The organism is Variovorax nitratireducens, from assembly GCF_051216545.1.
In the GTDB taxonomy this organism is placed as follows: domain Bacteria; phylum Pseudomonadota; class Gammaproteobacteria; order Burkholderiales; family Burkholderiaceae_C; genus Variovorax.
Genome location: NZ_JBPJZO010000001.1, coordinates 90,106 through 112,988, shown reverse-complemented (window position 1 = coordinate 112,988; position 22,883 = coordinate 90,106). Strand labels below are relative to the sequence as shown.

Here is a 22,883-nt window from a genome sequence, read left to right as displayed (position 1 = left end):
AACCCAATCAGCTTCAACCATGGGTTGAAAATGTGGCGATGGAAGCCCTCAGCCATCTCGAATCCTTCGTTCAAAGCGCCGAGGCCGGCAGCTTTTCCGCGGCGGCACGGCGCCTGGGCCTGACGCCCGCGGCGGTGAGCAAGAACGTGGCGCGGCTTGAAGCCCGGCTGGGTGTGCGCCTGTTCCAGCGCAGCACGCGGCGCCTCACGCTCACCGAAACCGGCGAGGGCTTCCTGCGCCAGGTGAGCGGCGGGCTCGCCACCCTGCAGGATGCATTGGCGAACGTGAGCACCGTCAGCGGGCAACCGGCCGGCACGCTCAAGGTGAGCATGGGGCAGGCGTTTGGCCGCGCCTACGTGGTGCCTCTGCTCGCCGAGTTCCTGGCGCGCTATCCGGCCGTGCTGCCCGACTGGCATTTCGACAACCGGCAGGTCGACCTGATCGGCGAGGGCTTCGACGCGGCCATCGGGGGCGGCATCGAGCTCACGCCGGGGCTGGTCGCGCGGGAACTCGGGCGGGTGCATGTCGTGGCGGTGGCGTCGCCCGGCTACATGGCGGCGCGGCCGATGCCGCTGCAGCCGGCGGATCTGGCCGCGCTCGACGGCATCGTGCGGCGCTCCTCGCCGACCGGGCGCGTGCGCGCCTGGACGCTGCGCAATGCGGCTGGCGAAGAAGGCGCGGTCGAACCGAAGCCGCGTGCGATCTTCAGCGACCCGGAGGCGATCGCGCTGGCGGTGCGCATGGGCCTCGGCGTGGCGTTGCTGCCGATGCCCTTTGCCGCGCCCGGTCTCGCGAGCGGCGAATTCGTGCGGCTGCTTCCGGGCTGGCATGCCGACTCCGGCGCGCTGTCGCTCTACTACCCCGGCAAGAAACTGCTGCCGGCCAAGACGCGCGTGTTCGTCGACTTCGTGGTCGAGCGTTTCCGCGCGGCGGACTTCGCCCGGCGCATGAGCGGCGACTGAGGTCGCGGGCCGGGGTTATTACCCGCAGCAAATCGGCTGCTTCGCACGTACAACTGCGGCCAAGCCGGTGTCGCTGCGCAGCGCGGCGCGCTCACTCACTTCCATTTCTTCCAGAAAGCAGACATGACTCATTTCTTCAAACCCGGTCGACGTGCGGCGCTTGCCGCATCGGCGGCAGCCGTTCTCGTCCTGACGGCGGGCCCGGCGGCGGCGCAGGGCACATGGCCGACCAAGCCGGTGCGCATCGTGGTGCCGTTTGCACCCGGCGGCACCACCGACATCCTGGCGCGCGCGGTGGCGCCCGAACTGTCGAAGGCCTTCGGCCAGCAGTTCATCGTCGACAACCGGGCCGGCGCCGGCGGCAACGTGGGTGCCGACATCGTGGCCAAGGCGCCGAATGACGGCTATACGCTGCTGATGGGCACGGTCGGCACGCACGGCATCAACCGCGCGCTCTACGCCAAGCTGCCGTTCGACCCGATCAAGGACTTCGTGCCGATCACGCTGGTGGCCGCGGTGCCCAACGTGATGGAGATGAATGCCGACAAGGCGAAGGAAATGGGCATCAAGAACGTGGCCGATTTCGTGAAGTACGCGAAGAGCCACCCCGGCAAGCTCAACATGGCGTCGAGCGGCAGCGGCACGTCGATCCACCTGGCCGGCGAGCTGTTCAAGAGCATGACCGGCAGCTTCATGACGCACATCCCGTACAAGGGCTCTGGCCCCGCCCTGCTCGACATGGTGGGTGGCAATGCCGACGTGATGTTCGACAACCTGCCCTCGTCGATGGCGCAGATCAAGGCCGGCAAGCTGGTGGCGCTGGCCGTGACCAGCTCGAAGCGCTCGGCCGCCCTGCCCGACATCCCGACCGTGGAAGAAGCGGGTGGCCCGGCGCTCAAGGGTTACGAGGCCAGTTCGTGGTTCGGCCTGCTGGCGCCGGCCGGCACCTCACCCGAGATCGTGAGCCGGATTCAGCAGGAAGTGGCGAAGTCGCTCGGCACCCCGGCGATCAAGGAAAAGATGCTGGCGCAAGGCGCGATCCCAAGTGGCAACACGCCCGCCGAGTTCACGCAGTTCATTGCGGCCGAGCACACCAAGTGGGCCAAGGTCGTGAAGGATTCCGGCGCGAAGGTTGACTAAGGCACGCCACAACCGGTCTGCGCGCTGCGCACGATCGCTTCGGCCACCCGCTCAGCCACCATGATGGTGGGCGCGTTGGTGTTGCCGGAAACCATCGAGGGGAAAACAGAGGCGTCGACCACGTACAGGCCGTCGATACCGTGCACCCGGCACGCCGGATCCACCACGGCCTGCGCACCCGTGCCCATGCTGCAGGTGCTGGTGGGGTGGTAGAGCGTGGTGGCCTGGGCCCGGATGAAATCGGCCAGCTCGTCGTCGGAGCCCGCCTCCGCGCTGCCCTGCAGTTCGCCGTCGATGACCTCGCGCAGCGGCTGCAGCGCCGCAATGCGCCGCTGCAGCCGGATGCCTTCGATCAGCAGCTTCAGATCCGCGTCCCCTTCATCGCTGAAGTAGCGCGGATCGATCAGGGGATGCTCGAGCGGATCTGCGGATCGCAGCCGTAGCACGCCATGGCTCTTCGGTCGTTGCACAACCGAAAACAGCGTGATGCCGGGCCGGGTGGAGAGGTAGCGCGCGTGATCCCTGTGGGCGGTGGCGATGCAGTACAGCTGCAGATCCGGGGCGCCGGCGCCGGGATCGATCCGCACGAAGCCGCCGCAGGCAGACCAGTTGGAGACCAGCGGCCCGCTGCGCGCTGTCTCCCATTCGTCGAGGTGTGCAGCGGCTTCTGCGGCGGTCGCGTGGGCGATGCCGAAACGCCGGGTGGTCGCGAAGGTCACCGGGCAGTTAACGTGATCCTGCAGGTTGCGGCCCACGCCTGGGAGGTCGAGCACCGGCCGGATGCCAAGCGGTGCAAGTTCGTCGGCAGGCCCGACGCCCGAATGCAGCAGCAGGTGCGGAGAACCGATCGCACCGGCACTCAACACCACTTCGCAGGCCGCTTCGGCGGTTTCCGGACGGCCGTTCTGCAGGAACACGACGCCGCTGGCGCGCGTGCCGGTGAAGCTGACGCGCAGAACCGTCACGGCGGTGCGCACGGTCAGGTTGGGCCGGGTCAGCGCCGGGGCCAGAAATGCCTTGCCGGTTCCGAAACGTTCGCCGTCCTTGATGGTGGCCTGGAACAGGCCGGCGCCGTCTTGCATCTCGCCGTTGAAATCCGCGTTCGGCGGCAGCCCCGCCGCCTGCGCCGCTTCGAGCCACAGGCGTTCGACCGGGTCGATGTGGGCGACATCGGAGATCACCAGTTCGCCATCGGTTCCGTGCAGTGCCGAGTCGCACCAGCGCAGGTTGCGCTCGGATTTCCTGAATGCGGGCAGCACGTCGTGCCAGCCCCAGCCCGGGCAGCCACCAGCCTCCCAGCGGTCGTAGTCGGAGGGCACGCCGCGCATGTAGATCATGGCGTTGAGCGCGCCCGAGCCACCCACCATCCGGCCGCGCGGCCAGTACATGCGGCGCATGCGGCAGCCGGCCTGCGGCACCGTGTGGAAGCCCCAGTCCACCTCAGTGTTCAGCATCATCGGCCAGTTGGCGGGAATTTCGGCGTTCTTCGGCGCGGATCGGCCGGCCTCCAGCAACAGCACCTTGCGTTGCGGATCCGCCGACAGCCGGTTGGCCAGCACGCAGCCCGCGGAGCCGGCGCCGACGATAATGGTGTCGAACATGATGGCGACGCGCGCGACGGCGACGGTTTACAGCAGCGGGCCGATGTCGAGCAATTCGAGGTAGTGCAGTTCGTTGCTCATCCATGGACTCCGGTGTACTGGCTCATGATCTCGAAATCACCGAGGTGCTCACGCGGAATCTCGCCGCCGATCTGGCCGCGCTTGATGACCAGCACGCGCTGCGAGACCGCGGCGATGAATTCGAGGTTCTGCTCGACCAGCACGATCGTGAGCTTCATGCGGTCGCGCAGCGACGCCAGCGTTTCGGCGATCTCTTCGATGATCGAGGGCTGGATGCCTTCGGTCGGCTCGTCGAGCAGCAGCAGCGTTGGCTTGCCCGCCAGCGCGCGGGCCAGCGCCAGCAACTGCTGCTCACCACCCGACAGCGAGCCGCCCGGCCGGTTCAGCAGCGGCTTGAGGCGCGGAAAATCCTCCAGCAGTGCCTCGATGGTGTGCAGCGTGCGCTCCCCGGTCTTCGCCAGTCCCATGCGCAGGTTGTCCATCGCGCTCAGCGTCGGGAAGATCTCGCGGCCTTGCGGCACGTACGCCATGCCGAGCCGTGCGCGCGCGTGCGGCGCCTGCCGCGTGATGTCGGTGCCGCCGAAGCGCACGGTTCCGGCGGTCGCGCGCAGCGCGCCGATCAAGGTGCGCAGCAGGGTCGTCTTGCCCATGCCGTTGTGGCCAAGGATGCCGACCGATTCGCCCGCGGCGATCCTGAGCGATATGTCGTACAGCACGGGGATGGCCCCATAGCTGGCGTGAAGACCCGAGACTTCCAGCATGTGCGGCTCCGGTCTCAATGCGGCTTCTTGCCGAGGTAGATCTGCTGGATCAGCGGATCACTCATGATGCGATCCGGCGTGTCCTCCTTGATCACTGCGCCCTGGTGCAGGACGGTGACCTTCCGGGCGATCATGCGGATGAAGTTCATGTCGTGCTCCACCACCACCAGCGCGTGCTGGCGGTTGATCTCCAGGATGAGTTCGGCGGTGCGCGCCACTTCGGCGTCGCTCATGCCGGCGGCTGGTTCGTCAAGCAGGATCAGCGGCGGGTCGGCCGCGATCACGACGCCGATCTCGACCCACTGCCGCATGCCGTGCGCGAGCAGCCCGGCGGCCACGTCGCGGTAGGCGGCCATGCCCACGCGCTCGAGCGTCTCGCGCGTGATGCGATCGGCCTGAGGGGTGCTGTTCCGGCGTCGTGCCGAAAGCCACACGTTTTCCCACACGCTCAAGCCGTTGAAGAGGCTCGGCACCTGGGTCTTGATGCCGATGCCCAGCCGGCCCGGCTCGTGCGGCTGCATGTTGGAGATGTCCTTGCCGCGAAACAGGATCTGCCCCGAAGTCGGCTTGACCTGGCCGGTCAGCAGCTTGAAGAATGTGCTCTTGCCGGCACCGTTCGGGCCAATCACGCAGCGCAGCTCGTTTTCGGCCAGCGTGAAGTTCACGTCGCGCGTGGCGTGCACCCCGCCGAAGCGCACATTGAGGTCGCGCGTCTCGATCAACGGCGTCACGGCGTCTGCTCCAGCGGGGTCACCTTCGCACCTGGCCGCCGCGCGCGGCGCCACGCCACTTCGAGCAGGTTGCCGAGGCTGGGCACGATGCCCTTGGGCACCAGCAACACGAACACCACCAGGATGCCGCCCAGCACCAGGTTGGAATTGAAGGCCTGCTGCGTGCCGATCTGCGACGTGAGCCACTGGATGGCCACGGCGCCGACCACCGGACCGACCAGCGTGCCGAGACCGCCGACGATCACCCAGATGATGATCTGCGCCGACTGCGCCAGACCGAAGATGGTGGGGCTCGTGAACGCGCCCCAGTTCGCAAACAGGCAGCCGGCAAGGCCCGCGATGGCACCGCCGAGCGTGAAGCTGAACAGCTTGTACGCCCGCGCGTCGTAGCCCAGCAGCAGCACACGCTGTTCGTTCTCCTTGGCCGCGACGATGACACGCCCGATCTTCGAGCTGATCAGCACGCGCAGGCCGAGGTAGACCACCAGCAGGCAGGTGAAGGTGAGATAGAACAGGTCTTTCGGCGTCAGCACGTTGTCCTGCTGCCCGGGTACGTTCAGCGTTGGAATGGCCGGGATACCGTTGAAGCCGCCGAGCGGCGCGCTGCCGATGCGCCACTCGGGTCCGGCCGTCGAGTTGATCAGGTTGAACAGGATCAGCGTGACGGTGAGCGTGATCACGCCCATGTACACGTCCGACAGCCGGCCGTAGAAGATCACGTAGCCCAGCAGGGCGGCGAACAACGCCGGAACGACGATCGCGAGCAGGAAGGGCACGGTGCTGTCGCCCATGTTCATGACAGCGATCGCGTAGGTGTACGAGCCGAGGCCGAAGAACGCGGCCTGCCCGAAGCAGAGGATGCCGCCGAAGCCCCAGATGAAGGCCAGGCTCACCGCGAGGATCGCCATCACGGCATAGATCGTGACCTCGATCAACGTGTAGTCATCCATCACGCCGGGCAGACCGAACAGCAGTGCGATCCCGATCGCGAGGCTGAGCGCAGCACTCGTCCAGGACTGGGCAAAACGATTCACAACGACCCCTTGAAGAAGCGTCCGGTAATGCCCTGGGGCAGGAGGCGCAGCATTACGATCGCCGCCAGCAGCAGTGCGACTTCGCCGAACACCGGTGTGGTGACGAAAGTGGCAAGCTGGTTGATGGCGCCGAACAGCGTCGAGGCGCCGAGCAGGCCGGCCAGGATGGCGGGGCCACCCCCGATCACGGTGATGAAGGCCTTGGCCACGAAGGCGGCGCCCATGGTCGGCACCACGCCGGTGAGCGGCGCGAGCAGTCCGCCCGCCAGCCCCGAGAACGCCGCACCGACCGCGAAGGTGACCGAATAGACGCGGCTCGGACTGATGCCCAGCGCATTGGCCATGTCGGGCTTCTGCATCGTGCCGCGCGCGATCAGGCCGAACTGGGTGCGGGTGAGCACCCACCGGATCGCCAGCGCCAGAACGATGGCGACCGCGATGATCACCAGCGTGTACCCGCTGACCGAGTAGGCGCCGATCGAGAAGCTGCCGAGTGGCGCCGAAACACCGGCCGTGGTGTTGCCCGCGATCGAGGTGACGATGCCGACCAGCAGCAGCGACAGACCCCAGGTCGCGAGCATGGTGTCGACCATGCGGCCGTAAAGCCGTCGGATGATCAGGCGCTCGAGCACCACGCCGATCAGCCCGACCGCGACCGGCGCGACCACGAACATCGCGGCCCACAGGTTGACGCCGAGCTTCAACGCGCCGATGACGGCATAGGCGCCGAGCATCATGAACTCGCCGTGAGCAAGATTGATGACCTTCATCATCCCGAAGATGACGGCCAGCCCGGCCGAGACGATGACCAGGCTCGCCACCGCGTAGAGCACCTGGATGGCAACGACAAGTGCGAGATCCATGTCGGCGTGTATCCCTTCAGGCCTTGATCACGTACTGCTGGTTGTCTTTGGGGTTCTTCCTGAGGTTGCAGACCGCGCTGGTGTCGACCGGCTTCTGCTGCTGGAAGGTTTCTACGATGTTGAGCTGCTTGTTGCGCACCTCCGCAATGCTCACGTTCAACACGCAGTGGTGCGTCTCCGGATCGAGCGTGACCTTGCCGCTCGGGCCGTCGATGCTGATGCCGGTCTCGAGCGCCGCGATCATCTTCTCGCGCTCGAACGAGCCCGCCTTCTTCACGCCCTCGACCCAGAGCTTGAAGCCCTGGTAGGTGCCCATCGCGAGTTCCGTGATGTTGGGATAGTCCGCGCCGAAGCGCTTGTAGAAGCGCTCCTTGAAGGCCTTGTTCTGCGGCGTGTCGAGGTTCTGGAAGTAGTTGTACGAGACCAGGAAGCCGTCGGTCTCGGCGGCTGACAACACGATGTGCTCATTGCCGCCGGCAAAGGTGGTTGACGCGAGCGGAATCTTCTTGGTAAGGCCGGCTGCGGCCCATTGGCGATAGAACGAGATGTGCGCGCCACCGACCAGCGCCGACACGATCATGTCGGGCTTGGCGGCCTCGATTTTCGAGATGGTCGGGCCGAAGTTGGTGACATCAAGCGGGAAGAAATCGATCGATGCGACCGAGCCGCCGTTCTCCTGCACGAACTTCTTGACCCACTGCGAGGTTATCTGGCCGTAGTTGTAGTCGGCCGCCACCACGTAGACCTTCTTGCCCCATTTCTTCATCGCGTAGGGCACCAGCTTGGCGACGGTCTGCCCGGGCGTGACGCCGGTGCAGAAGGTGTTGCGGTCGCACACGCCGCCCTCGTACTGCGTGTTGTAGAAGTAGAGCGTGCGATTGCGGCCCAGCACCGGGCGAATGACCTCCCGCGAGGCCGAGGTGATGCCGCCCATCACGACCGCCGCTTTGTCCTTCAGCGCCGCCTGCTGGGCGAACTGGGCGTACAGCTGCATGTTGGACTGGGGGTCGTAGGTGGCGAGCTTGAGCTGCTTGCCGAGCAAGCCGCCGGCGGCGTTCTGCTCCTCGATCGCCAGCGTCATGCAGTCGGCCATCGGCTTGCCGTAGATGTCGAGCCCGCCCGACAGGTCATGGATGCTGCCGACGATGATCTCGTCGGCAGCCATGGCGGCCATCGGGAACAACGGTACGGCGGTGCCGGCGAGCGCGGCGGCGGAAGTCTGGATAAAGGAACGACGATCCATTGGACAACTCCTCATTTGGGTGAAAGACAGGGGAAACGGGGCAGGCCTCAGATCGCCTTCCAGTCGCCGGCCTGCTCGAAGGCATAGGCGGCGCGGTAGATGGTGGCTTCGTCGTAGAGCTTGCCGGTCAGCATCATTCCGACCGGCAGGCCGTCGATCAACCCGCAGGGCACGCTCATCGAGGGATGGCCGGTGACGTCGAACGGGCAGGTGTTGGGCAGAACCTCGAAGGCGCGCGTGACCACCTCCTCGATCGAAGCACCGGGCTTGGGGATCGGCGTGGCCGTGATCGGCAGCGTGGGCATCAGCAACAGGTCGAAGTCGGCCAATGCTGCGTCGTAGGCTGCACTCAGCTGGCGGCTCAGGTTCTGCGCCTTCGCGTAGTAGTGCCCGCGGTAGTGCTGGATGAAATATTCGCCCAGCACCATGGTGAGCTTGAGCGTTTCCGAGAGCTCGTCGGCGCGCTGCTTCCAGCCGGCATGGAAGTCGACCATGCTGGTGACGTAGAGCCCCTTCCAGTTGAAGCCGTGCCCGTTGTCTTTCATCATCTGCTGGGTCGCGCCCTCGGCGGCGATCGGCAGCCAGATGGCGGGGCCGACGGCATGCATCGGCACCGACACCTCGCTCACTGTGGCGCCAAGCCGGGTGAACACCTCGGCCGCCTTGCGCACCTTGTCGCCCACGGCCTTATCGGACTGCGGCCAGCCGAAACCTTCCGTGACGATGCCGATGCGCATACCCTTCACGCCCTCTTTCATGAGTTCGCTGTAGGGCTTGGCAAGCTGGCCCGCATGCTGGCGCGGGTCGAGGCCGTCGGGCCCGGCCAGCACCTCGAGCATCAGTGCGTTGTCGGTCACGTTGGCCGTCATCGGCCCGGTGTGGTCGATCGTGAGCTCGATCGGCATCACGCCGGTGTAGGGCACGAGGCCGTGCGTGGCCTTCATGCCGTAGACGCCACAGTAGGACGCCGGCATTCGGATCGACCCGCCCTGGTCGCCGCCGATCGCGAGGTCGACCTCGCCCGCCGCGACCAGCGCCGCGCTGCCGGACGACGAACCACCGGCCGAATAGCCCATACGGTGCGGGTTGTGCACCGGCCCTGAGGCGCTGGTGTGCGAGCCGCCCGAAAAGCAGAAGTATTCGCAGACCGATTTGCCCACTACCGTGGCGCCGGCGTCGAGCAGCCGGGTGACCACCGTGGCGTCGACGTTCGGCACATAGCCTTCGAGCGTGGAGGCGCCGTTCATCATCGGCACGCCGGCCAGGCAGACGTTGTCCTTGAGCACCACGGTCTTGCCGGATAGCTTGCCACCGGGCTTGCCCTTGATGGTGGTCTTGACGTACCAGGCGCCGTACTTGTTCTCGTCGCCGCAGGGGCGGTAGCCGGGGGTACGCGCATAGCTCACGACCGGCACGGGGTCGGGCATCGCGTCGACCACGTCGTAGGCATCGAAGTTGGACTGCAGCAGCGCGTTGTAGCTGGTTGCCTGCGCTTCGGACAGATGAATGCCCAGGCTCCGGGCGACGTCCTGCAACTGGTCGAGGGTGGGGCGCTTGATCGCCATGAAGGACTCCGTGTTTTTTGGTTGACTTGGCGCCGGCGGCCTGAAAAGCGCACCGGCTCGGCATCGCGCGGGCCTTGGAGCGCCTTGCAAAAAGCAGCTTGGCACTACCGGCTCATCGCGTTTGCATTTTGGAATCCGATATTTTCCAAGTCAAGCATTTTATTTTCCAAGGAAAAGAAAATGCTTCTCACGCCCCTCATCAAAACCGGGTGATCACGCGAAAGGAATTGCCTTCGGCCCGCGCAAGATAGATCGGCATGCGGTTGACGCCGCTGCCCTCGTAGGCCGCGTCGCGCGCACTCCGGTAGGCCATGGGCGCTTCGCCCAAGTGTCCCCATCTGGCCTCGGATCGCCTGTCCCGGTCGAGCAGCGCCGCCAGGAAATGCAATCCCTCGTAGGTCGACTGGCCGAAAGTGTTGAGAGTCGGCGCCCGTTCGCCAAAGTGCGCGTGGTAGCGCTCCTTGAACGCGAGGTTGGCTTCAGTGTCGAGCGTGGCGAAATAGCCGCAGGCAACGTAGAGGTCTTCGGCGTTGTCGGCCCCGATGCCGAGGAGTTCGTTCTCCCCGATGGCACAGGACAGCCGGAGCATGTCGCGGTGCAGGCCGGCACGGCCGAAGGCACGGTTGAATTCGATCGCATCCTGGCCGATCAGCGACACCAGCACGGCATCGACTCGGCCCTGTCGCAGCGCGTCCAGCGCCTCGGAGAAGTCGGTGGTGCCGAAGGGCACGTACATTTCGCCCGCCAGTTCGGCGCCCGTCTCGGCGATGTAGGCGCGCGCCATCCGGTGTGACACGTGCGGCCAGATGTAGTCGTTGCCAATGGCGAACCAGCGCCGTGGGTGCTTGCGCTGGCCCAGCCAGCGGATGGCAGGCTGGAGTTGGCGGGCCGTCGTCTCGCCGATCGCAAATACGCCGTGGGTCGACTCTCCGCCCTCGTAGAGCGGCGTGTAGACGATCGGGATCTGGCCGCCGACCGCCCGCAGGATGCGCTGGCGCACAGCACTCGTGTGCATGCCGATGATGGCGTCGATATCGCCGGCCTGCACCAGTTCGACCAGCGTGGCTTCGATGTCGGCCGCATCGTCGGCGGCATTGATGGTCAGTAGCCGACAGGCGCGGCCGCCGACGCCCGCTTCGCGGTTGAGTTCGGCCACCGCCAGCTTGGCGGAGGCGAGCGATGACGGCCCCCAGATTCCGGCCGAGCCGCCGAGCGGCACGCACAGGGCGATGTTGAGTTCCAGGCGCGCGAGCGGCGGCCGCCGCAGGGCTGCGGGCGAGCGACGCGCGACCGATCCAGGGGATGTAAACATCGGAGGCTCCCGGGCATTGCACCAAGATGGCAAGAGGGGGCTGGAGTGTCGCAAAAATCGCGCCAATACTTTCCAAGGAAAGGGATCACCGCTAAACTCCCGTCGATACCCCACCCGTCGAAGACATGCCGCACCCATGCCTGAGCAAGACATTTCGCAGTACCTGGCCTATCTGCTTGCCTCCGCCAACCGGCGCATGCGCATCGGCCTGGCCCATTCCATCGCCGCGGAAGAGGTGACGGAAGAGCACTGGCGCATCCTGCAGGTACTCGCCGACGAGCAGGGGCGCTCCATGGGGGATCTGGCCGAGATCGTGCTTCTCAACCACCCGGCGCTGACGAAAAACATCGACAAGCTGGTGAGCCGCGGACTGGTTCAACGCGCCGCAGATGCTTCCGACAGCCGCAAGGTGCTGGTCTACATCAGCGACCTGGGGGTCGAAACGGTGTCCAGGCTGAAAAAAAGCGTGGATGCGCACCACGGCGTGATCGAAGAAGCGCTGGGGCCACGCAAGACCAGCCAACTCAAGAAACTGCTCGAGAACTTCATCGACGAGTGCGAGACGCACTGACGCGCCGTCGCCGGCACGTCACCCGCACAACGGTCAAACGTCAAACGCCCCAGACGACGTCTTTTTTGTCCGACAGGGAGTCCTTGAGCATGTGGATCAGCGGCGCGGCGCGCTGGTGCAGGCCCACATGCTGGCGTTCGGCGTCTTCGGCATGGCCTTCGACGGCAAAAGAGTCATGGTTGTGCTGGTTGGCACCTTCGTTGCGCACCGCGGCCTCCAGCGCCGCAAGCGCCGCCGGAAGTTGATCCACGGTGATGATGCCCTTGGGGCCGCCGGCCTTGCCCATGATGTCGAGCAGTTGGCGGGCATTGGCTTCGAGCATCACGATGTCAGCGCTCGCTTGCGATTTGAATCGGTACAGCATGGTTCTTACTTGTAGAGGAAGTCTCGGACGAAAGGGTACGCCGATTGTGCCCCGGGCACCGGGCCGGTTGCTTTGCTGCGGTCGGGCTTGATGGCCAGCATCTGGTAGAGCGAAATCCAGCCCTGCTCGAAGCTCATGGCCGAGCCGGCTAGGTAGAGGCGGTAGGCTCGCAAAATGCGCTCAGCGCGGCCGGTCTGGCCGGCCGTGCGCTGCAGCACCGCAAGCGCCTCGTCGAGCCTGGCTTCCAGCGTGTCCGACCAGTGCCAGAGCGTGCGCGCATAGTGCGGGCGCAGGTTTTCGGTATCGACCATCTCCAGCCCGGCCGCCGCCATTTCGCGCAGCACATGCGTCACATGCAGCAGTTCGCCACCCGGAAAGATGTACTTCTCGATGAAGTCACCCATGCCGTTGCCCAGTTGCGTCGAGTCGAGCTGCCCCGCGGTAATGCCGTGGTTCATCACGATGCCACCGGGCACCAGCAGCGAATTGATCTTGGCGAAGTACGCCGGCATGTTGGCCGCGCCTACATGCTCGAACATGCCGACCGACGAGATGCGGTCGAACGGCTGGTCGGCCGACAGCTCGCGGTAGTCGCGCAACTCCACCCGCACGCGGCCCTGCAGGCCTTTTTCTTCGATCAGCTGCTGCACGTAGGCGTGCTGGTTTTTCGACAACGTGATGCCGGTGGCATCAACGCCGTAGTGCTCGGCCGCCCACAACAGCAACGCACCCCAGCCCGAGCCGATGTCCAGAAAGCGCTGGCCCGGTTGCAGCATGAGCTTGCGGCAGATGTGGTCGAGCTTGGACTCCTGCGCCTCTGCCAGCGCCATTCCGGGTGTCCGGAAGTAGGCACACGAGTAGACGCGCCGCGGATCGAGCCAGAGCGCATAGAAATCGTCCGAGACGTCGTAGTGGAACTCGATCTGCGCAGCATCCTTGTTCAGCGAATGGGCGCCGCGGGACTTGGCCCGCCGGAACAGGCGGCCCCACCAGCCGCTGTTGGTTTCGGCCGGGTTGCCGGGCAGCAGGCCCACCATCGCATCGGCGAGGTCGCGCATCTTGCCTTCGATCTGCACCTTTCCCTCGACGTAAGCCTCGCCGATCGCGCCGATCTGGCTCGACGCCAGCTTGGCCAGCCCGGACCATTCCGAAAAGGCCAGCGTGATGCGCGAGCCCGGCATGTCGACCCGGCGTCCGTCAGGCAATTTCAGCGCGATCGGAACAGAAAGCGCATCCAGCCGCGATTCGATTTTCGGTATCAGGCTCTGCATAAAGTCATTCTTGCGAGCGCGGGTGCACTCGTCAACCGCCCCCTCCGATGGCCCTTTTGCCATTGACATGAGATTGTTTATGCTTAAACTATTTAGCCATGAATAGCAAAATGCCGCCAGTTCCCGCGCTTCGCAGCGTGCTGTGCATCGGGGGGGGCCCTGCCGGGCTGTACTTCGCGCTGCTGATGAAGGTGCGCCAGCCCGCGCTGAAGGTCACCGTGGTCGAGCGCAACCGCCCCTTCGACACCTTCGGCTGGGGCGTGGTGCTGAGCGACCAGACGCTGGCCAACCTGGCGGCCGCCGATGCCGAGAGCGCAGCGCTGATCGGCGCCGCTTTCAACCATTGGGACGACATCGAGGTCTTCTTCAAGGGGCGCAGCGTGAGGTCCGGCGGCCACGGCTTCTGCGGCATCGGCCGCAAGCGCCTGCTCAACATCCTGCAGGAGCGCTGCCTGGCGCTCGGTGTCGACCTGGTCTTCGAAACCGATGCCACCGACGACCAGGCGCTGGCCGCGCAGTACAACGCCGACCTGGTGATCGCGAGCGACGGCCTCAACAGCCGCATCCGCCAGCGCTATGCCGACGTGTACCAACCCGACATCGACCTGCGCCGCTGCCGCTTCGTCTGGCTCGGCACGAAGAAGATGTTCGACGCCTTCACCTTCGCGTTCGAACAGACCGAGCACGGCTGGTTCCAGGCGCATGCCTACCAGTTCGACGGCGACACCTCGACCTTCATCGTGGAAACGCCCGAAGAAGTCTGGCAGGCGCATGGCTTGGACAAGATGGAGCAGGCCGAGGCGGTCGCGTTCTGCGAGAAGCTGTTCGCACGCTACCTCGATGGCAACGCGCTGATCAGCAACGCATCGCACCTGCGCGGCTCGGCCATCTGGATCCGCTTTCCGCGCGTGGTGTGCAAGCACTGGACGCACCGCGTCGAGGTCGACGACAAGACCGTCCCCGTGGTGCTGATGGGCGACGCGGCACACACGGCGCATTTCTCGATCGGCTCGGGCACCAAGCTCGCGCTCGAGGACGCGATCGACCTCGCCAGGACTTTCGAGGAAGGCGGCACCCTGGACGAGGTGCTGGAAGCCTACGAAGGCCGGCGCAGCGTCGAGGTGCTGAAGATCCAGAACGCGGCACGCAACTCGACCGAATGGTTCGAGAACGTGACGCGCTATAGCGGCATGCAGATCGAGCAGTTCGCGTATTCGCTGCTCACGCGCTCGCAGCGCATCAGCCACGAGAACCTGCGGCTGCGCGATGCCGGCTGGCTCGACGGCTATGAGCAATGGTTGGCCGGCCGCGCGGGCGTGGCGCCGATGCTGATGCCATTCACCGTGCGCGGGCTCACGCTGAAGAACCGCATCATCGTGTCGCCGATGGCGACCTACAGCGCGGTCGACGGCGTGCCACAGGATTTTCTGCTGGTGCATCTTGGCGCGCGCGCGCTCGGCGGCGCCGCGATGGTGATGGTCGAGATGACCAGCCCGACGCCCGAAGGCCGGATCACACCGGGCTGCACCGGGCTCTACAACGACGCGCAGAGCGCGGCGTTCAAACGCATCGTCGACTTCGTGCATGGCCAGAGCAGCGCGTACATCGGCATGCAGCTCGGCCACAGCGGGCCGAAAGGCTCGACGCAGCTCGGCTGGGAAGGCACCGATGAACCGTTGCCGACCGGCAACTGGCCGCTGCTGGCAGCCAGCGCGCTGCCCTACGGGGAACAGAACCAGCTGCCCGCCGCGATGACGCGCGCCGACATGGACGCGCTGCGCGACCAGTTCACCCGTTCCACGAAGCGTGCGGCCGAGGCCGGCTTCGACTGGCTCGAACTGCATTGCGCGCACGGCTACCTGCTGGCCTCCTTCATCAGCCCGCTGACCAACCTGCGCGACGACGAATACGGCGGCGACATCGTGCGGCGCTGCCGCTATCCGCTCGAGGTGTTTGCAGCGATGCGCGCCGCCTGGCCGGCCGATCGGCCGATGAGCGTGCGCATCTCGGCCCACGACTGGGCGCCCGGCGGCAACACGGACGCCGACGCGGTGACGGTGGCGCGCCTCTTCAAGGAAGCCGGCTGCGATTTCATCGACGTGTCGTCGGGCCAGACCACGCGGGCCGCCAAACCCATCTACGGGCGCATGTACCAGACGCCGTTTGCCGACCGCATCCGCAACGAGGTCGGCATCTCGACCATCGCGGTGGGCGCCATCACCGACGCCGATCAGGCCAATAGCATCATCGCGGCCGGCCGTGCCGATCTGTGCGCCATTGCACGGCCGCACTTGGCCGATCCGGCCTGGACGCTGCACGAGGCCGCCAGGCTGCAGAGCCGGGCGGTCACCTGGCCGAAGCAGTATCTGAGCGGCCGCGACCAGCTCTACCGCGAGATCTCAAAGCAAAAGGAAATTGCAGCCGCTGCCAATACTGCGCAAGCGGCTGTCAAAACAACAACACCCGAGGAGTGAACGCCATGGATCTTGAAGCACGCGCCCACAGCGAACACCCCGACGAGCTTCGGCTCTGGCTGCGCCTGCTGACCTGCACGCAGCTGATCGAAAAGCAGGTGCGCAACGGCTTGCGCGAACAGTTCGCCACCACGCTGCCGCGCTTCGACCTGATGTCGCAGCTGGAACGTGCGCCGGACGGGCTGAAGATGAACGAGCTCTCGCGCCGCATGATGGTGACGGGCGGCAACGTCACCGGCATCACCGACCAGCTCGTGACCGAAGGGCTGGTCGAACGCGTCGACGTGGCGAACGACCGGCGCGCCTGGCGCATCCGGCTCACGACGCGCGGCCGCAAGATCTTCAATGAGATGGCGCAACAGCACGAGGCCTGGATCGTCGAAGCCTTTGCCGGACTCAACGGCAAGGAGATCGCGCAACTGCACAAGCTGCTCGGCAAGGTCAAGCAGCACTCCCACACCACCACCACGGAACCCGCATGAAGCACTACATCGGCGCCGGCAACCCCATGCACGCGCAGTTCGAACCCAAGGCGGCGTACGCGGCGCAGCACTTTGCCTGGGCCTTCGCGGATGGCGTCGGCACCATCACGCTGAACCGGCCCGAACGCAAGAACCCGCTGACCTTCGATTCGTATGCCGAGCTGCGCGACCTGTTCCGCGCACTGCAGTACGCGACCGACGTGAAGGCGATCGTCATCACCGGCGCCGGCGGCAACTTCTGCTCGGGCGGCGATGTGCACGAGATCATCGGCCCGCTCACGCAGATGCGCATGCCTGCGCTGCTCGAGTTCACCCGCATGACCGGCGACCTGATCAAGACCATGCGCCAGTGCCCGCAGCCGATCGTCGGCGCGATCGATGGCATCTGTGCCGGTGCCGGCGCCATGATCGCGCTGGCCTGCGACCTGCGCTACGGCACGCCGGCCACGCGCACGGCCTTCCTGTTCACCCGCGTCGGGCTGGCCGGCGCCGACATGGGCGCCTGCGCCCTGCTGCCGCGCATGATCGGCCAGGGTCGCGCGTCCGAACTGCTGTTCACCGGCCGCGTGATGACCGCGACCGAAGGCCACGCCTGGGGCTTCTTCAACGCGCTGCACGAAAGCGATGCACTGCTCGCAGCCGCCACGGCGGTCGCACGCGACCTGGCCGACGGCCCGACCTTCGCACACGGCATGACCAAGACCATGCTGTCGCAGGAGTGGTCGATGACGATCGAGCAGGCGATCGAGGCCGAAGCGCAGGCGCAGGCGATCTGCATGCAGACCGAAGACTTCAAGCGTGCCTACGAAGCGTTCGCGGCGAAGCGCAAGCCGGTGTTCGGCGGAGATTGAGCAGCATGAACACGACGCCCCCGGCTCCGCCTTCCACCGCGCACCTGGCGCTGCCTTTCTTCGACGCGGCGCACCGCGAACTCGCGCAGGGGCTGCTGCCCTGGGCGGCCGCGCAGGATGTCGATGAGCGCGACGACCGCGCTGCCTGCCGCGACTGGGTGCGCCGGCTCGGCGATGGCGGCTGGTTGCGCTATTGCGTGCCGGCCGCCTCGGGCGGTGCGCTTGAGCGCCTGGACTCGCGCGCGCTGGTGCTGCTGCGCGAAACGCTGGCCTACCACTCGCCGCTGGCCGATTTCGCCTTCGCCATGCAGGGCCTTGGCAGCGGCGCGATCACGCTGGCCGGCAGTGCCGAACAGCAGGCTGCCTATCTGCCTGCCGTTGCCGATGGCAGCAAGATCGCCGCCTTCGCACTGAGCGAGCCCGAAGCCGGCTCCGACGTGGGCGCGATGGCGATGCGCGCCGAAGCCACGGCCGATGGCTGGCAGCTCGATGGCACCAAGACCTGGATCAGCAACGGGGGCATCGCCGACTTCTATTGCGTGTTTGCCAAAACCGATCCGGCCGGTGGCACGCGCGGCATCACGTCGTTCATCGTCGATGCCGACAGCGCCGGCCTCGACAGTTCGGCACACATCCATGTGATGGCGCCACACCCGCTGGCGACACTGCAGTTCGACCGCTGCGACGTTCCGCGCGCGGCGCAACTGGGTGATCTCAACGGCGGATTCAAGCTCGCGATGCGCACGCTCGACATCTTTCGCGCCTCGGTGGCGGCGGCGGCGCTCGGCATGGCGCGGCGTGCGCTGGCCGAAGCCATTGCGCATGCGCAGCGGCGCCGCATGTTCGGCCACTCGCTCGCCGATTTCCAGCTCACCCAAGCCAAGCTGGGCGACATGGCGGCACTCGTCGATGCGGCCGCACTGCTCACCTACCGCGCCGCATGGATGCGCGACGAAGCGGAGCGCAGCGGCCAGAAGCCCGCGGGCGACCTCACGGCCGCGGCGGCGATGGCCAAGATGACTGCGACCGAAAACGCGCAGCGCGTGATCGACATGGCACTGCAGTTGCATGGCGGCCTGGGCGTGCAGGTCGGCACCAAGGTCGAAAGCCTGTACCGCGACATCCGCTCATTGCGCATCTACGAAGGTGCGACCGAGGTTCAGCAACTCATCATCGGCAAGTCCGTTCTGCGGGGATAGATCTTGAGCGCCCAAATCGACCGATTCGTGCACGACCGCCTGCCGCCGGCAGCGCAGTTGCCCATCTTCCGCTACGACCTGCCGGAATTGCAGTTGCCCGACCAGTTGAACCTGGTCGAAGAGCTGCTCGACAAGGCCGCTTCCAAGGGCTTCGGCGACCTGCCCCTGCTGCGCTCGCCGACCCGCACGCTGAGCTACGCGCAAGCGGCGGTCGAGGTGAATCGGATCGCACAGGTGCTCGTCGAAGACCTCGGCCTCGTGCCCGGCAACCGCGTGCTGCTGCGCGGCGGCAACTCGGTGCCGATGGCGCTAGCCTGGCTCGCCGTGGTCAAGGCCGGGCTGATCGCAGTCGCGACGATGCCGCTGCTGCGCGCCAAGGAACTCGAAGAAATCATCGACAAGGCCCAGCCTGCGGCGGCCCTGTGCGACGGCCGCTTGCTGGCCGAACTGGAGACGGCGCGCACCGGCCATCCGGTGCTGAAGGCTGTGCTCGCCTTCAACCAGCCCGCCGACGCCGACTCGCTCGAATTGCGTGCCGCGGCGAAGAGCGGCATCTTCACGGCCTGCCCGACGGCGGCCGACGACATTGCGCTGCTGGCCTTCACCTCGGGCACCACGGGCAAGCCCAAGGCGCCTGTCACCACCCACCGCGACGTGCTCGCGATGTGCGAAACCTGGCCGCGCCATGTGCTCAAGGCGCGCAGCGACGACATCGTCATCGGCTCGCCACCGCTGGCCTTCACCTTCGGGCTCGGCGGCCTGCTGGTCTACCCGATGTGGGCCGGCTCCTCGGTCTATTTTCCCGACGCGGGTTACACGCCCGAAGGCATGGTCAAGGTGATCAACGAGATCGGCGCCTCCATCTGCTACACCGCGCCAACCTTCTACCGCCAGATGGCACCGTTCGCCCGGCAGCACGGCGTGCCGAGCCTGCGCATCAGCGTAAGCGCCGGCGAGGCCTTGCCCGACGCCACCCGCCAGCTCTGGAAAGAAGCCACCGGCATCGAAATGCTCGACGGCATCGGCGGCACCGAGGTGTTCCACATCTACATCTCGGCGGCCGGCGACGACATCCGGCGCGGCTCCATCGGCAAGGCGGTGCCGGGCTTCACCGCCAAGGTGGTCGATGAGCAGGGCGACGAGGTGCCGCGCGGCACCGTGGGCAAGTTGGCGATCATCGGGCCGGTCGGCTGCCGCTACCTCGACGATGCGCGCCAGACCGACTACGTGAAGAACGGCTGGAACTACCCGGGCGACGCCTTCGTGCAGGACGAAGACGGCTACTTCTTCTACCAGGCGCGCGCCGACGACATGATCGTATCGGCCGGCTACAACATCGGCGGCCCCGAGGTCGAGGACGCGCTGCTGCGTCACCCCGCCGTCGCCGAGTGCGGGGTGATCGGCAGGCCCGACGAAGAGCGCGGCATGGTGGTGAAGGCCTTCTGCGTGCTCAAGCCGGGCCATACCGGCGATGCCATGCTGGTGAAGGCGCTGCAAGACCACGTGAAAGCCAGCATCGCACCCTACAAATACCCGCGCGAGATCGAATTCGTGGCCGCGCTGCCGCGCACCGAAACCGGCAAGCTCCAACGCTTCAAACTAAGGACAAATCCATGATGCAGTTTCTGCAACCGCCCGGCTGGCTGCCGCCCAAGGGCTATGCCAACGGCATCGCCACCCGCGGCACCCAGGTGTTCGTCGGCGGGCAGATCGGCTGGAACGCGCAGCAGCAGTTCGAGTCGGACGATTTCATTGCGCAGACCGGCCAGGCCTTGCGCAACATCGTCGAAGTGCTGCGCGAAGCCGGTGCCGGGCCCCAGCACATGGTGCGCATGACCTGGTACATCACCGACCGCGACGAGTACAACGCGCGCCTCGGCGAACTCGGCCCGGTGTACCGCGACGCCATGGGCCGCAACTTTCCGGCAATGACCTGCGTGCAGGTCGCCAAGCTGGTGGAGTCGCGCGCCAAAGTCGAGATCGAGGTGACGGCCGTCATTCCCGACTGAGAGGCAAAAGCGACCGCCAAAGAAAAAAGGCCCTGTTCGAAAACAGGGCCTTTTAATTTGGTTGCGCGAGCAAGATTTGAACTTGCGACCTTTGGGTTATGAGCCCAACGAGCTACCAGGCTGCTCCATCGCGCGGCAAGATGGAATTATAGCTTATTCAGCGGCGCTCTGCTCGGCAGATGCGTCTTCTTTGACTTCGGGACGGTCGACCAGTTCGACCAGCGCCATCGGCGCGTTGTCGCCCACGCGGAAACCCATTTTCAGGATGCGCGTGTAGCCGCCCGGACGCGCGTTGTAACGCGGGCCCAGCACGTTGAACAGCTTGACCACGCTGTCGCGATCGCGCAGGCGGTCGAAGGCCAGGCGCTTGTTGGCGACCGTCGGCTTCTTGGCCAGGGTGATCATCGGCTCGACCACACGGCGCAATTCCTTGGCCTTGGGGACGGTGGTCTTGATGACTTCATGCTCGATGAGCGAGTTCATCATGTTCTGCAGCATCGCGAGGCGGTGCGAGCTGGTGCGGTTGAGTTTGCGGAGTCCGTGACCGTGACGCATGGTGATTTCCTTTTGAGGTTTTTAATAAAGGCAGCCGTGTCAGGTACTGCCCTTTGCGGTTGACCGCTTCGGTTGATTAACGCTTGTCGAGGCCGGCCGGCGGCCAGCTTTCGAGCTTCATGCCCAAGGTGAGGCCGCGCGAGGCGAGCACTTCCTTGATTTCGTTGAGCGACTTGCGACCCAGGTTCGGGGTCTTGAGCAGCTCGTTCTCGGTGCGCTGGATCAGGTCACCGATGTAGTAGATGTTTTCGGCCTTCAGGCAGTTGGCCGAACGCACGGTCAGTTCGAGCTCGTCGACAGGGCGCAGCAGGATCGGGTCGAACTGTTGCGCGCTGCGCGGTGCCGGCGCGTCGAACGCGGCGAGTTCGCCGCCTTCGAGCTGGGCAAACACAGCCAGTTGCTCGACCAGGATCTTGGCCGAAGCGCGCACGGCGTCTTCGGCGGTGATCGCGCCGTTGGTTTCGATTTCGACCAGCAGCTTGTCGAGGTCGGTGCGCTGTTCGACACGGGCGCTTTCGACCGTGTAGCTCACGCGCTTGACCGGCGAGAACGAAGCGTCGAGGACGATGCGGCCGATCGACTTGGTGGGCTCGTCGGCGTAGCGGCGCATCGTGCCGGGCACATAGCCGCGACCCTTTTCAACCTTGATCTGCATGTCGAGCTTGCCGCCTTGCGACAGGTGCGCGATCACGTGGTCGGGGTTGATGATCTCGACGTCGTGCGGGGTCTGGATGTCCGAGGCCAGCACCGGGCCTTCGCCGTCCTTGCGCAGGCTCAGCGTGACTTCATCGCGGTTGTGGAGCTTGAACACCACGCCCTTGAGGTTCAGCAGGATGTTGACAACGTCTTCCTGCACTCCGTCGATCGACGAGTACTCGTGCAGCACGCCGGCGATCGTGACTTCGGTGGCCGAGTAGCCCACCATCGACGAGAGCAGCACGCGGCGCAGCGCATTGCCGAGCGTGTGGCCATAGCCGCGCTCGAAGGGTTCGAGCGTGACCTTGGCCTTGTTGGCGGCGAGTTGCTCGACCTGGATGGTCTTGGGTTTCAGCAGGGTGGTTTGCATGCAGACTTCCTCTCAATACCCCCGGTTCGTTACACCGGTAAGGCTGGTGAAGTGCCCTGTCGCGGTGCAGCGCGGAGGGAACAAAAAAAATCAAGGACGAGGCTGCGCAGCAGCCTCGTTTTCTTCCATGTACTCGCGTTAACGCGAGTACAGCTCCACGATCAGCGATTCGTTGATGTCGGCGGCGAATTCGTCGCGATCCGGCACCTTCTTGAACACGCCTTCGCCCTTGTCGGCGTTCACTTCAACCCAGGCCGGCATGCCGACCTGTGCGGCCAGTTGCAGCGCCTCGGCAATCCGGGTCTGCTTCTTCGACTTGTCGCGCACGGCGATCACGTCGCCGGTCTTGACCAGGTACGACGGGATGTTGACCGACTTGCCATTGACCGTGATCGCCTTGTGCGACACGAGCTGGCGCGCCTCGGCGCGGGTCGAGCCGAAGCCCATGCGGTACACCACGTTGTCCAGGCGTGCCTCGAGGATGAACAGCAGGTTGGCGCCGGTGTTGCCACGGCGGCGATCGGCTTCCTCGAAGTAACGGCGGAACTGCTTTTCGAGCACGCCGTACATGCGCTTGACCTTCTGCTTTTCACGCAGTTGCAGGCCGAAGTCGGAGGTGCGCTGACCCGAAGTGCGACCGTGCTGGCCGGGCTTGGAATCGAACTTGGCCTTGTCCTGGATCGAGCGACGGGCGCTCTTGAGGAACAGGTCGGTGCCTTCGCGGCGGGAAAGTTTGGCCTTGGGGCCGAGGTAGCGTGCCACTTGATCTTCCTTTGTGTCATCTGCCGCGGGGAGAACCTGCGGGAGC

The 22,883-nt window shown here is 65.8% G+C and carries 22 protein-coding genes and 1 tRNA gene; 9 read left to right on the top strand and 14 right to left on the bottom strand.

The window, feature by feature from the left end; genetic code table 11:
• The first annotated feature begins 38 nt into the window (after positions 1 to 38).
• Both ACSFA8_RS00600 and ACSFA8_RS00595 read left to right on the top strand, forming a co-directional pair.
• Positions 39 to 962: a LysR family transcriptional regulator gene (locus ACSFA8_RS00600; protein WP_435477588.1), complete on the top strand. Its 924-nt coding sequence runs from the start codon at positions 39 to 41 to the stop codon at positions 960 to 962.
• 123 nt (positions 963 to 1,085) lie between these two features.
• The gene (locus tag ACSFA8_RS00595; protein WP_435477587.1) at positions 1,086 to 2,102 is read left to right on the top strand and encodes a Bug family tripartite tricarboxylate transporter substrate binding protein; all 1,017 of its coding nucleotides are present in this window, start codon (positions 1,086 to 1,088) and stop codon (positions 2,100 to 2,102) included.
• On the opposite strand, the gene ACSFA8_RS00590 is transcribed toward ACSFA8_RS00595, so the two are convergent.
• The 8 genes from ACSFA8_RS00590 to ACSFA8_RS00555 form a co-directional block, all read right to left on the bottom strand.
• Positions 2,099 to 3,703: a GMC family oxidoreductase gene (locus ACSFA8_RS00590; protein WP_435477586.1), complete on the bottom strand. Its 1,605-nt coding sequence runs from the start codon at positions 3,701 to 3,703 to the stop codon at positions 2,099 to 2,101. The two genes, ACSFA8_RS00595 and ACSFA8_RS00590, sit on opposite strands and share 4 nt — an antisense overlap.
• Before the next feature lie 77 nt (positions 3,704 to 3,780).
• Positions 3,781 to 4,485: an ABC transporter ATP-binding protein gene (locus ACSFA8_RS00585; protein ID WP_435477585.1), complete on the bottom strand. Its 705-nt coding sequence runs from the start codon at positions 4,483 to 4,485 to the stop codon at positions 3,781 to 3,783.
• Between the two features lie 14 nt (positions 4,486 to 4,499).
• A complete protein-coding gene (locus ACSFA8_RS00580) occupies positions 4,500 to 5,216 on the bottom strand; it encodes an ATP-binding cassette domain-containing protein (protein ID WP_435477584.1) in 717 nt (238 codons plus the stop codon).
• Positions 5,213 to 6,250 (bottom strand): branched-chain amino acid ABC transporter permease, encoded by a 1,038-nt coding sequence (locus ACSFA8_RS00575; protein WP_435477583.1) that lies wholly within the window; start codon positions 6,248 to 6,250, stop codon positions 5,213 to 5,215. Before ACSFA8_RS00575 ends, ACSFA8_RS00580 begins: the two co-directional genes overlap by 4 nt.
• Positions 6,247 to 7,113 (bottom strand): ABC transporter permease subunit, encoded by an 867-nt coding sequence (locus tag ACSFA8_RS00570; protein WP_435477582.1) that lies wholly within the window; start codon positions 7,111 to 7,113, stop codon positions 6,247 to 6,249. The genes ACSFA8_RS00575 and ACSFA8_RS00570 overlap by 4 nt, the downstream gene beginning before the upstream one ends.
• 16 nt (positions 7,114 to 7,129) lie before the next feature.
• Positions 7,130 to 8,356: an urea ABC transporter substrate-binding protein gene (locus ACSFA8_RS00565; protein ID WP_435477581.1), complete on the bottom strand. Its 1,227-nt coding sequence runs from the start codon at positions 8,354 to 8,356 to the stop codon at positions 7,130 to 7,132.
• Between the two features lie 47 nt (positions 8,357 to 8,403).
• Positions 8,404 to 9,921 (bottom strand): amidase, encoded by a 1,518-nt coding sequence (locus ACSFA8_RS00560; RefSeq protein ID WP_435477580.1) that lies wholly within the window; start codon positions 9,919 to 9,921, stop codon positions 8,404 to 8,406.
• A 199-nt stretch (positions 9,922 to 10,120) separates the two neighbouring features.
• Positions 10,121 to 11,233, bottom strand: coding sequence for a substrate-binding domain-containing protein (locus tag ACSFA8_RS00555; protein WP_435477579.1), 1,113 nt, complete (start codon positions 11,231 to 11,233; stop codon positions 10,121 to 10,123).
• Between the two features lie 136 nt (positions 11,234 to 11,369).
• Between ACSFA8_RS00555 and ACSFA8_RS00550 the strand changes: the two genes are divergently transcribed.
• The gene (locus tag ACSFA8_RS00550) at positions 11,370 to 11,804 is read left to right on the top strand and encodes a MarR family winged helix-turn-helix transcriptional regulator (RefSeq protein WP_435477578.1); all 435 of its coding nucleotides are present in this window, start codon (positions 11,370 to 11,372) and stop codon (positions 11,802 to 11,804) included.
• A gap of 40 nt (positions 11,805 to 11,844) precedes the next feature.
• Here the strand turns inward: ACSFA8_RS00550 and ACSFA8_RS00545 are convergent, their stop codons facing one another.
• Together ACSFA8_RS00545 and ACSFA8_RS00540 are read right to left on the bottom strand one after the other, a co-directional pair.
• Entirely contained in the window at positions 11,845 to 12,168 is a 324-nt protein-coding gene (locus tag ACSFA8_RS00545) for a DUF1840 domain-containing protein (protein ID WP_435477577.1), read from the bottom strand.
• Between the two features lie 5 nt (positions 12,169 to 12,173).
• A complete protein-coding gene (locus tag ACSFA8_RS00540; RefSeq protein ID WP_435477576.1) occupies positions 12,174 to 13,439 on the bottom strand; it encodes a class I SAM-dependent methyltransferase in 1,266 nt (421 codons plus the stop codon).
• 110 nt (positions 13,440 to 13,549) lie between these two features.
• Here ACSFA8_RS00540 and ACSFA8_RS00535 point away from each other — a divergent pair, with 110 nt between their 5' ends.
• The 6 genes from ACSFA8_RS00535 to ACSFA8_RS00510 are packed head-to-tail and all read left to right on the top strand — an operon-like array spanning position 13,550 to position 20,454.
• Complete coding sequence (locus ACSFA8_RS00535; RefSeq protein ID WP_435477575.1) at positions 13,550 to 15,913, top strand: bifunctional salicylyl-CoA 5-hydroxylase/oxidoreductase; 2,364 nt, start codon at positions 13,550 to 13,552, stop codon at positions 15,911 to 15,913.
• Positions 15,914 to 15,918: 5 nt separating this feature from the next.
• Positions 15,919 to 16,395 carry a MarR family winged helix-turn-helix transcriptional regulator gene (locus tag ACSFA8_RS00530; protein ID WP_286541264.1) on the top strand — a complete coding sequence of 159 codons (477 nt, stop codon included), beginning with the start codon at positions 15,919 to 15,921 and terminating at the stop codon, positions 16,393 to 16,395.
• Complete coding sequence (locus tag ACSFA8_RS00525; protein ID WP_435477574.1) at positions 16,392 to 17,246, top strand: enoyl-CoA hydratase family protein; 855 nt, start codon at positions 16,392 to 16,394, stop codon at positions 17,244 to 17,246. Before ACSFA8_RS00530 ends, ACSFA8_RS00525 begins: the two co-directional genes overlap by 4 nt.
• A gap of 5 nt (positions 17,247 to 17,251) precedes the next feature.
• Entirely contained in the window at positions 17,252 to 18,445 is a 1,194-nt protein-coding gene (locus tag ACSFA8_RS00520) for an acyl-CoA dehydrogenase family protein (RefSeq protein WP_435477573.1), read from the top strand.
• A gap of 3 nt (positions 18,446 to 18,448) precedes the next feature.
• Positions 18,449 to 20,062 (top strand): AMP-binding protein, encoded by a 1,614-nt coding sequence (locus tag ACSFA8_RS00515; protein WP_435477572.1) that lies wholly within the window; start codon positions 18,449 to 18,451, stop codon positions 20,060 to 20,062.
• Positions 20,059 to 20,454, top strand: a complete 396-nt coding sequence (locus ACSFA8_RS00510; protein ID WP_435477571.1) for a RidA family protein — start codon at positions 20,059 to 20,061, stop codon at positions 20,452 to 20,454. The genes ACSFA8_RS00515 and ACSFA8_RS00510 overlap by 4 nt, the downstream gene beginning before the upstream one ends.
• A 58-nt stretch (positions 20,455 to 20,512) precedes the next feature.
• Here ACSFA8_RS00510 and ACSFA8_RS00505 read toward each other — a convergent pair.
• The 4 genes from ACSFA8_RS00505 to rpsD all read right to left on the bottom strand — a co-directional run bounded on the left by ACSFA8_RS00505 (position 20,513) and on the right by rpsD (position 22,837).
• A tRNA-Met gene (locus ACSFA8_RS00505) sits at positions 20,513 to 20,589 on the bottom strand.
• Positions 20,590 to 20,607: 18 nt separating this feature from the next.
• Positions 20,608 to 21,009, bottom strand: a complete 402-nt coding sequence (gene rplQ / locus ACSFA8_RS00500) for a 50S ribosomal protein L17 (RefSeq protein WP_435477570.1) — start codon at positions 21,007 to 21,009, stop codon at positions 20,608 to 20,610.
• A 76-nt stretch (positions 21,010 to 21,085) separates the two neighbouring features.
• Positions 21,086 to 22,075, bottom strand: a complete 990-nt coding sequence (locus tag ACSFA8_RS00495; RefSeq protein WP_009124827.1) for a DNA-directed RNA polymerase subunit alpha — start codon at positions 22,073 to 22,075, stop codon at positions 21,086 to 21,088.
• Between the two features lie 138 nt (positions 22,076 to 22,213).
• Positions 22,214 to 22,837, bottom strand: coding sequence for a 30S ribosomal protein S4 (gene rpsD / locus ACSFA8_RS00490; protein WP_286541254.1), 624 nt, complete (start codon positions 22,835 to 22,837; stop codon positions 22,214 to 22,216).
• Between the last annotated feature and the right edge of the window lie 46 nt (positions 22,838 to 22,883).

Coding starts and splice junctions, on each gene's coding strand:
- ACSFA8_RS00550 (WP_435477578.1), top strand. CDS start 11,370: ATGCCTGAGCAAGACATTTCGCAGTACCTGGCCTATCTGCTTGCCTCC.
- ACSFA8_RS00540 (WP_435477576.1), bottom strand. CDS start 13,439: ATGCAGAGCCTGATACCGAAAATCGAATCGCGGCTGGATGCGCTTTCT.
- ACSFA8_RS00530 (WP_286541264.1), top strand. CDS start 15,919: ATGGATCTTGAAGCACGCGCCCACAGCGAACACCCCGACGAGCTTCGG.
- ACSFA8_RS00590 (WP_435477586.1), bottom strand. CDS start 3,703: ATGTTCGACACCATTATCGTCGGCGCCGGCTCCGCGGGCTGCGTGCTG.
- ACSFA8_RS00495 (WP_009124827.1), bottom strand. CDS start 22,075: ATGCAAACCACCCTGCTGAAACCCAAGACCATCCAGGTCGAGCAACTC.
- ACSFA8_RS00535 (WP_435477575.1), top strand. CDS start 13,550: ATGCCGCCAGTTCCCGCGCTTCGCAGCGTGCTGTGCATCGGGGGGGGC.
- ACSFA8_RS00595 (WP_435477587.1), top strand. CDS start 1,086: ATGACTCATTTCTTCAAACCCGGTCGACGTGCGGCGCTTGCCGCATCG.
- ACSFA8_RS00545 (WP_435477577.1), bottom strand. CDS start 12,168: ATGCTGTACCGATTCAAATCGCAAGCGAGCGCTGACATCGTGATGCTC.
- ACSFA8_RS00600 (WP_435477588.1), top strand. CDS start 39: ATGGAAGCCCTCAGCCATCTCGAATCCTTCGTTCAAAGCGCCGAGGCC.
- ACSFA8_RS00560 (WP_435477580.1), bottom strand. CDS start 9,921: ATGGCGATCAAGCGCCCCACCCTCGACCAGTTGCAGGACGTCGCCCGG.
- ACSFA8_RS00570 (WP_435477582.1), bottom strand. CDS start 7,113: ATGGATCTCGCACTTGTCGTTGCCATCCAGGTGCTCTACGCGGTGGCG.
- ACSFA8_RS00510 (WP_435477571.1), top strand. CDS start 20,059: ATGATGCAGTTTCTGCAACCGCCCGGCTGGCTGCCGCCCAAGGGCTAT.
- ACSFA8_RS00525 (WP_435477574.1), top strand. CDS start 16,392: ATGAAGCACTACATCGGCGCCGGCAACCCCATGCACGCGCAGTTCGAA.
- ACSFA8_RS00585 (WP_435477585.1), bottom strand. CDS start 4,485: ATGCTGGAAGTCTCGGGTCTTCACGCCAGCTATGGGGCCATCCCCGTG.
- ACSFA8_RS00555 (WP_435477579.1), bottom strand. CDS start 11,233: ATGTTTACATCCCCTGGATCGGTCGCGCGTCGCTCGCCCGCAGCCCTG.
- ACSFA8_RS00565 (WP_435477581.1), bottom strand. CDS start 8,356: ATGGATCGTCGTTCCTTTATCCAGACTTCCGCCGCCGCGCTCGCCGGC.
- rplQ (WP_435477570.1), bottom strand. CDS start 21,009: ATGCGTCACGGTCACGGACTCCGCAAACTCAACCGCACCAGCTCGCAC.
- ACSFA8_RS00520 (WP_435477573.1), top strand. CDS start 17,252: ATGAACACGACGCCCCCGGCTCCGCCTTCCACCGCGCACCTGGCGCTG.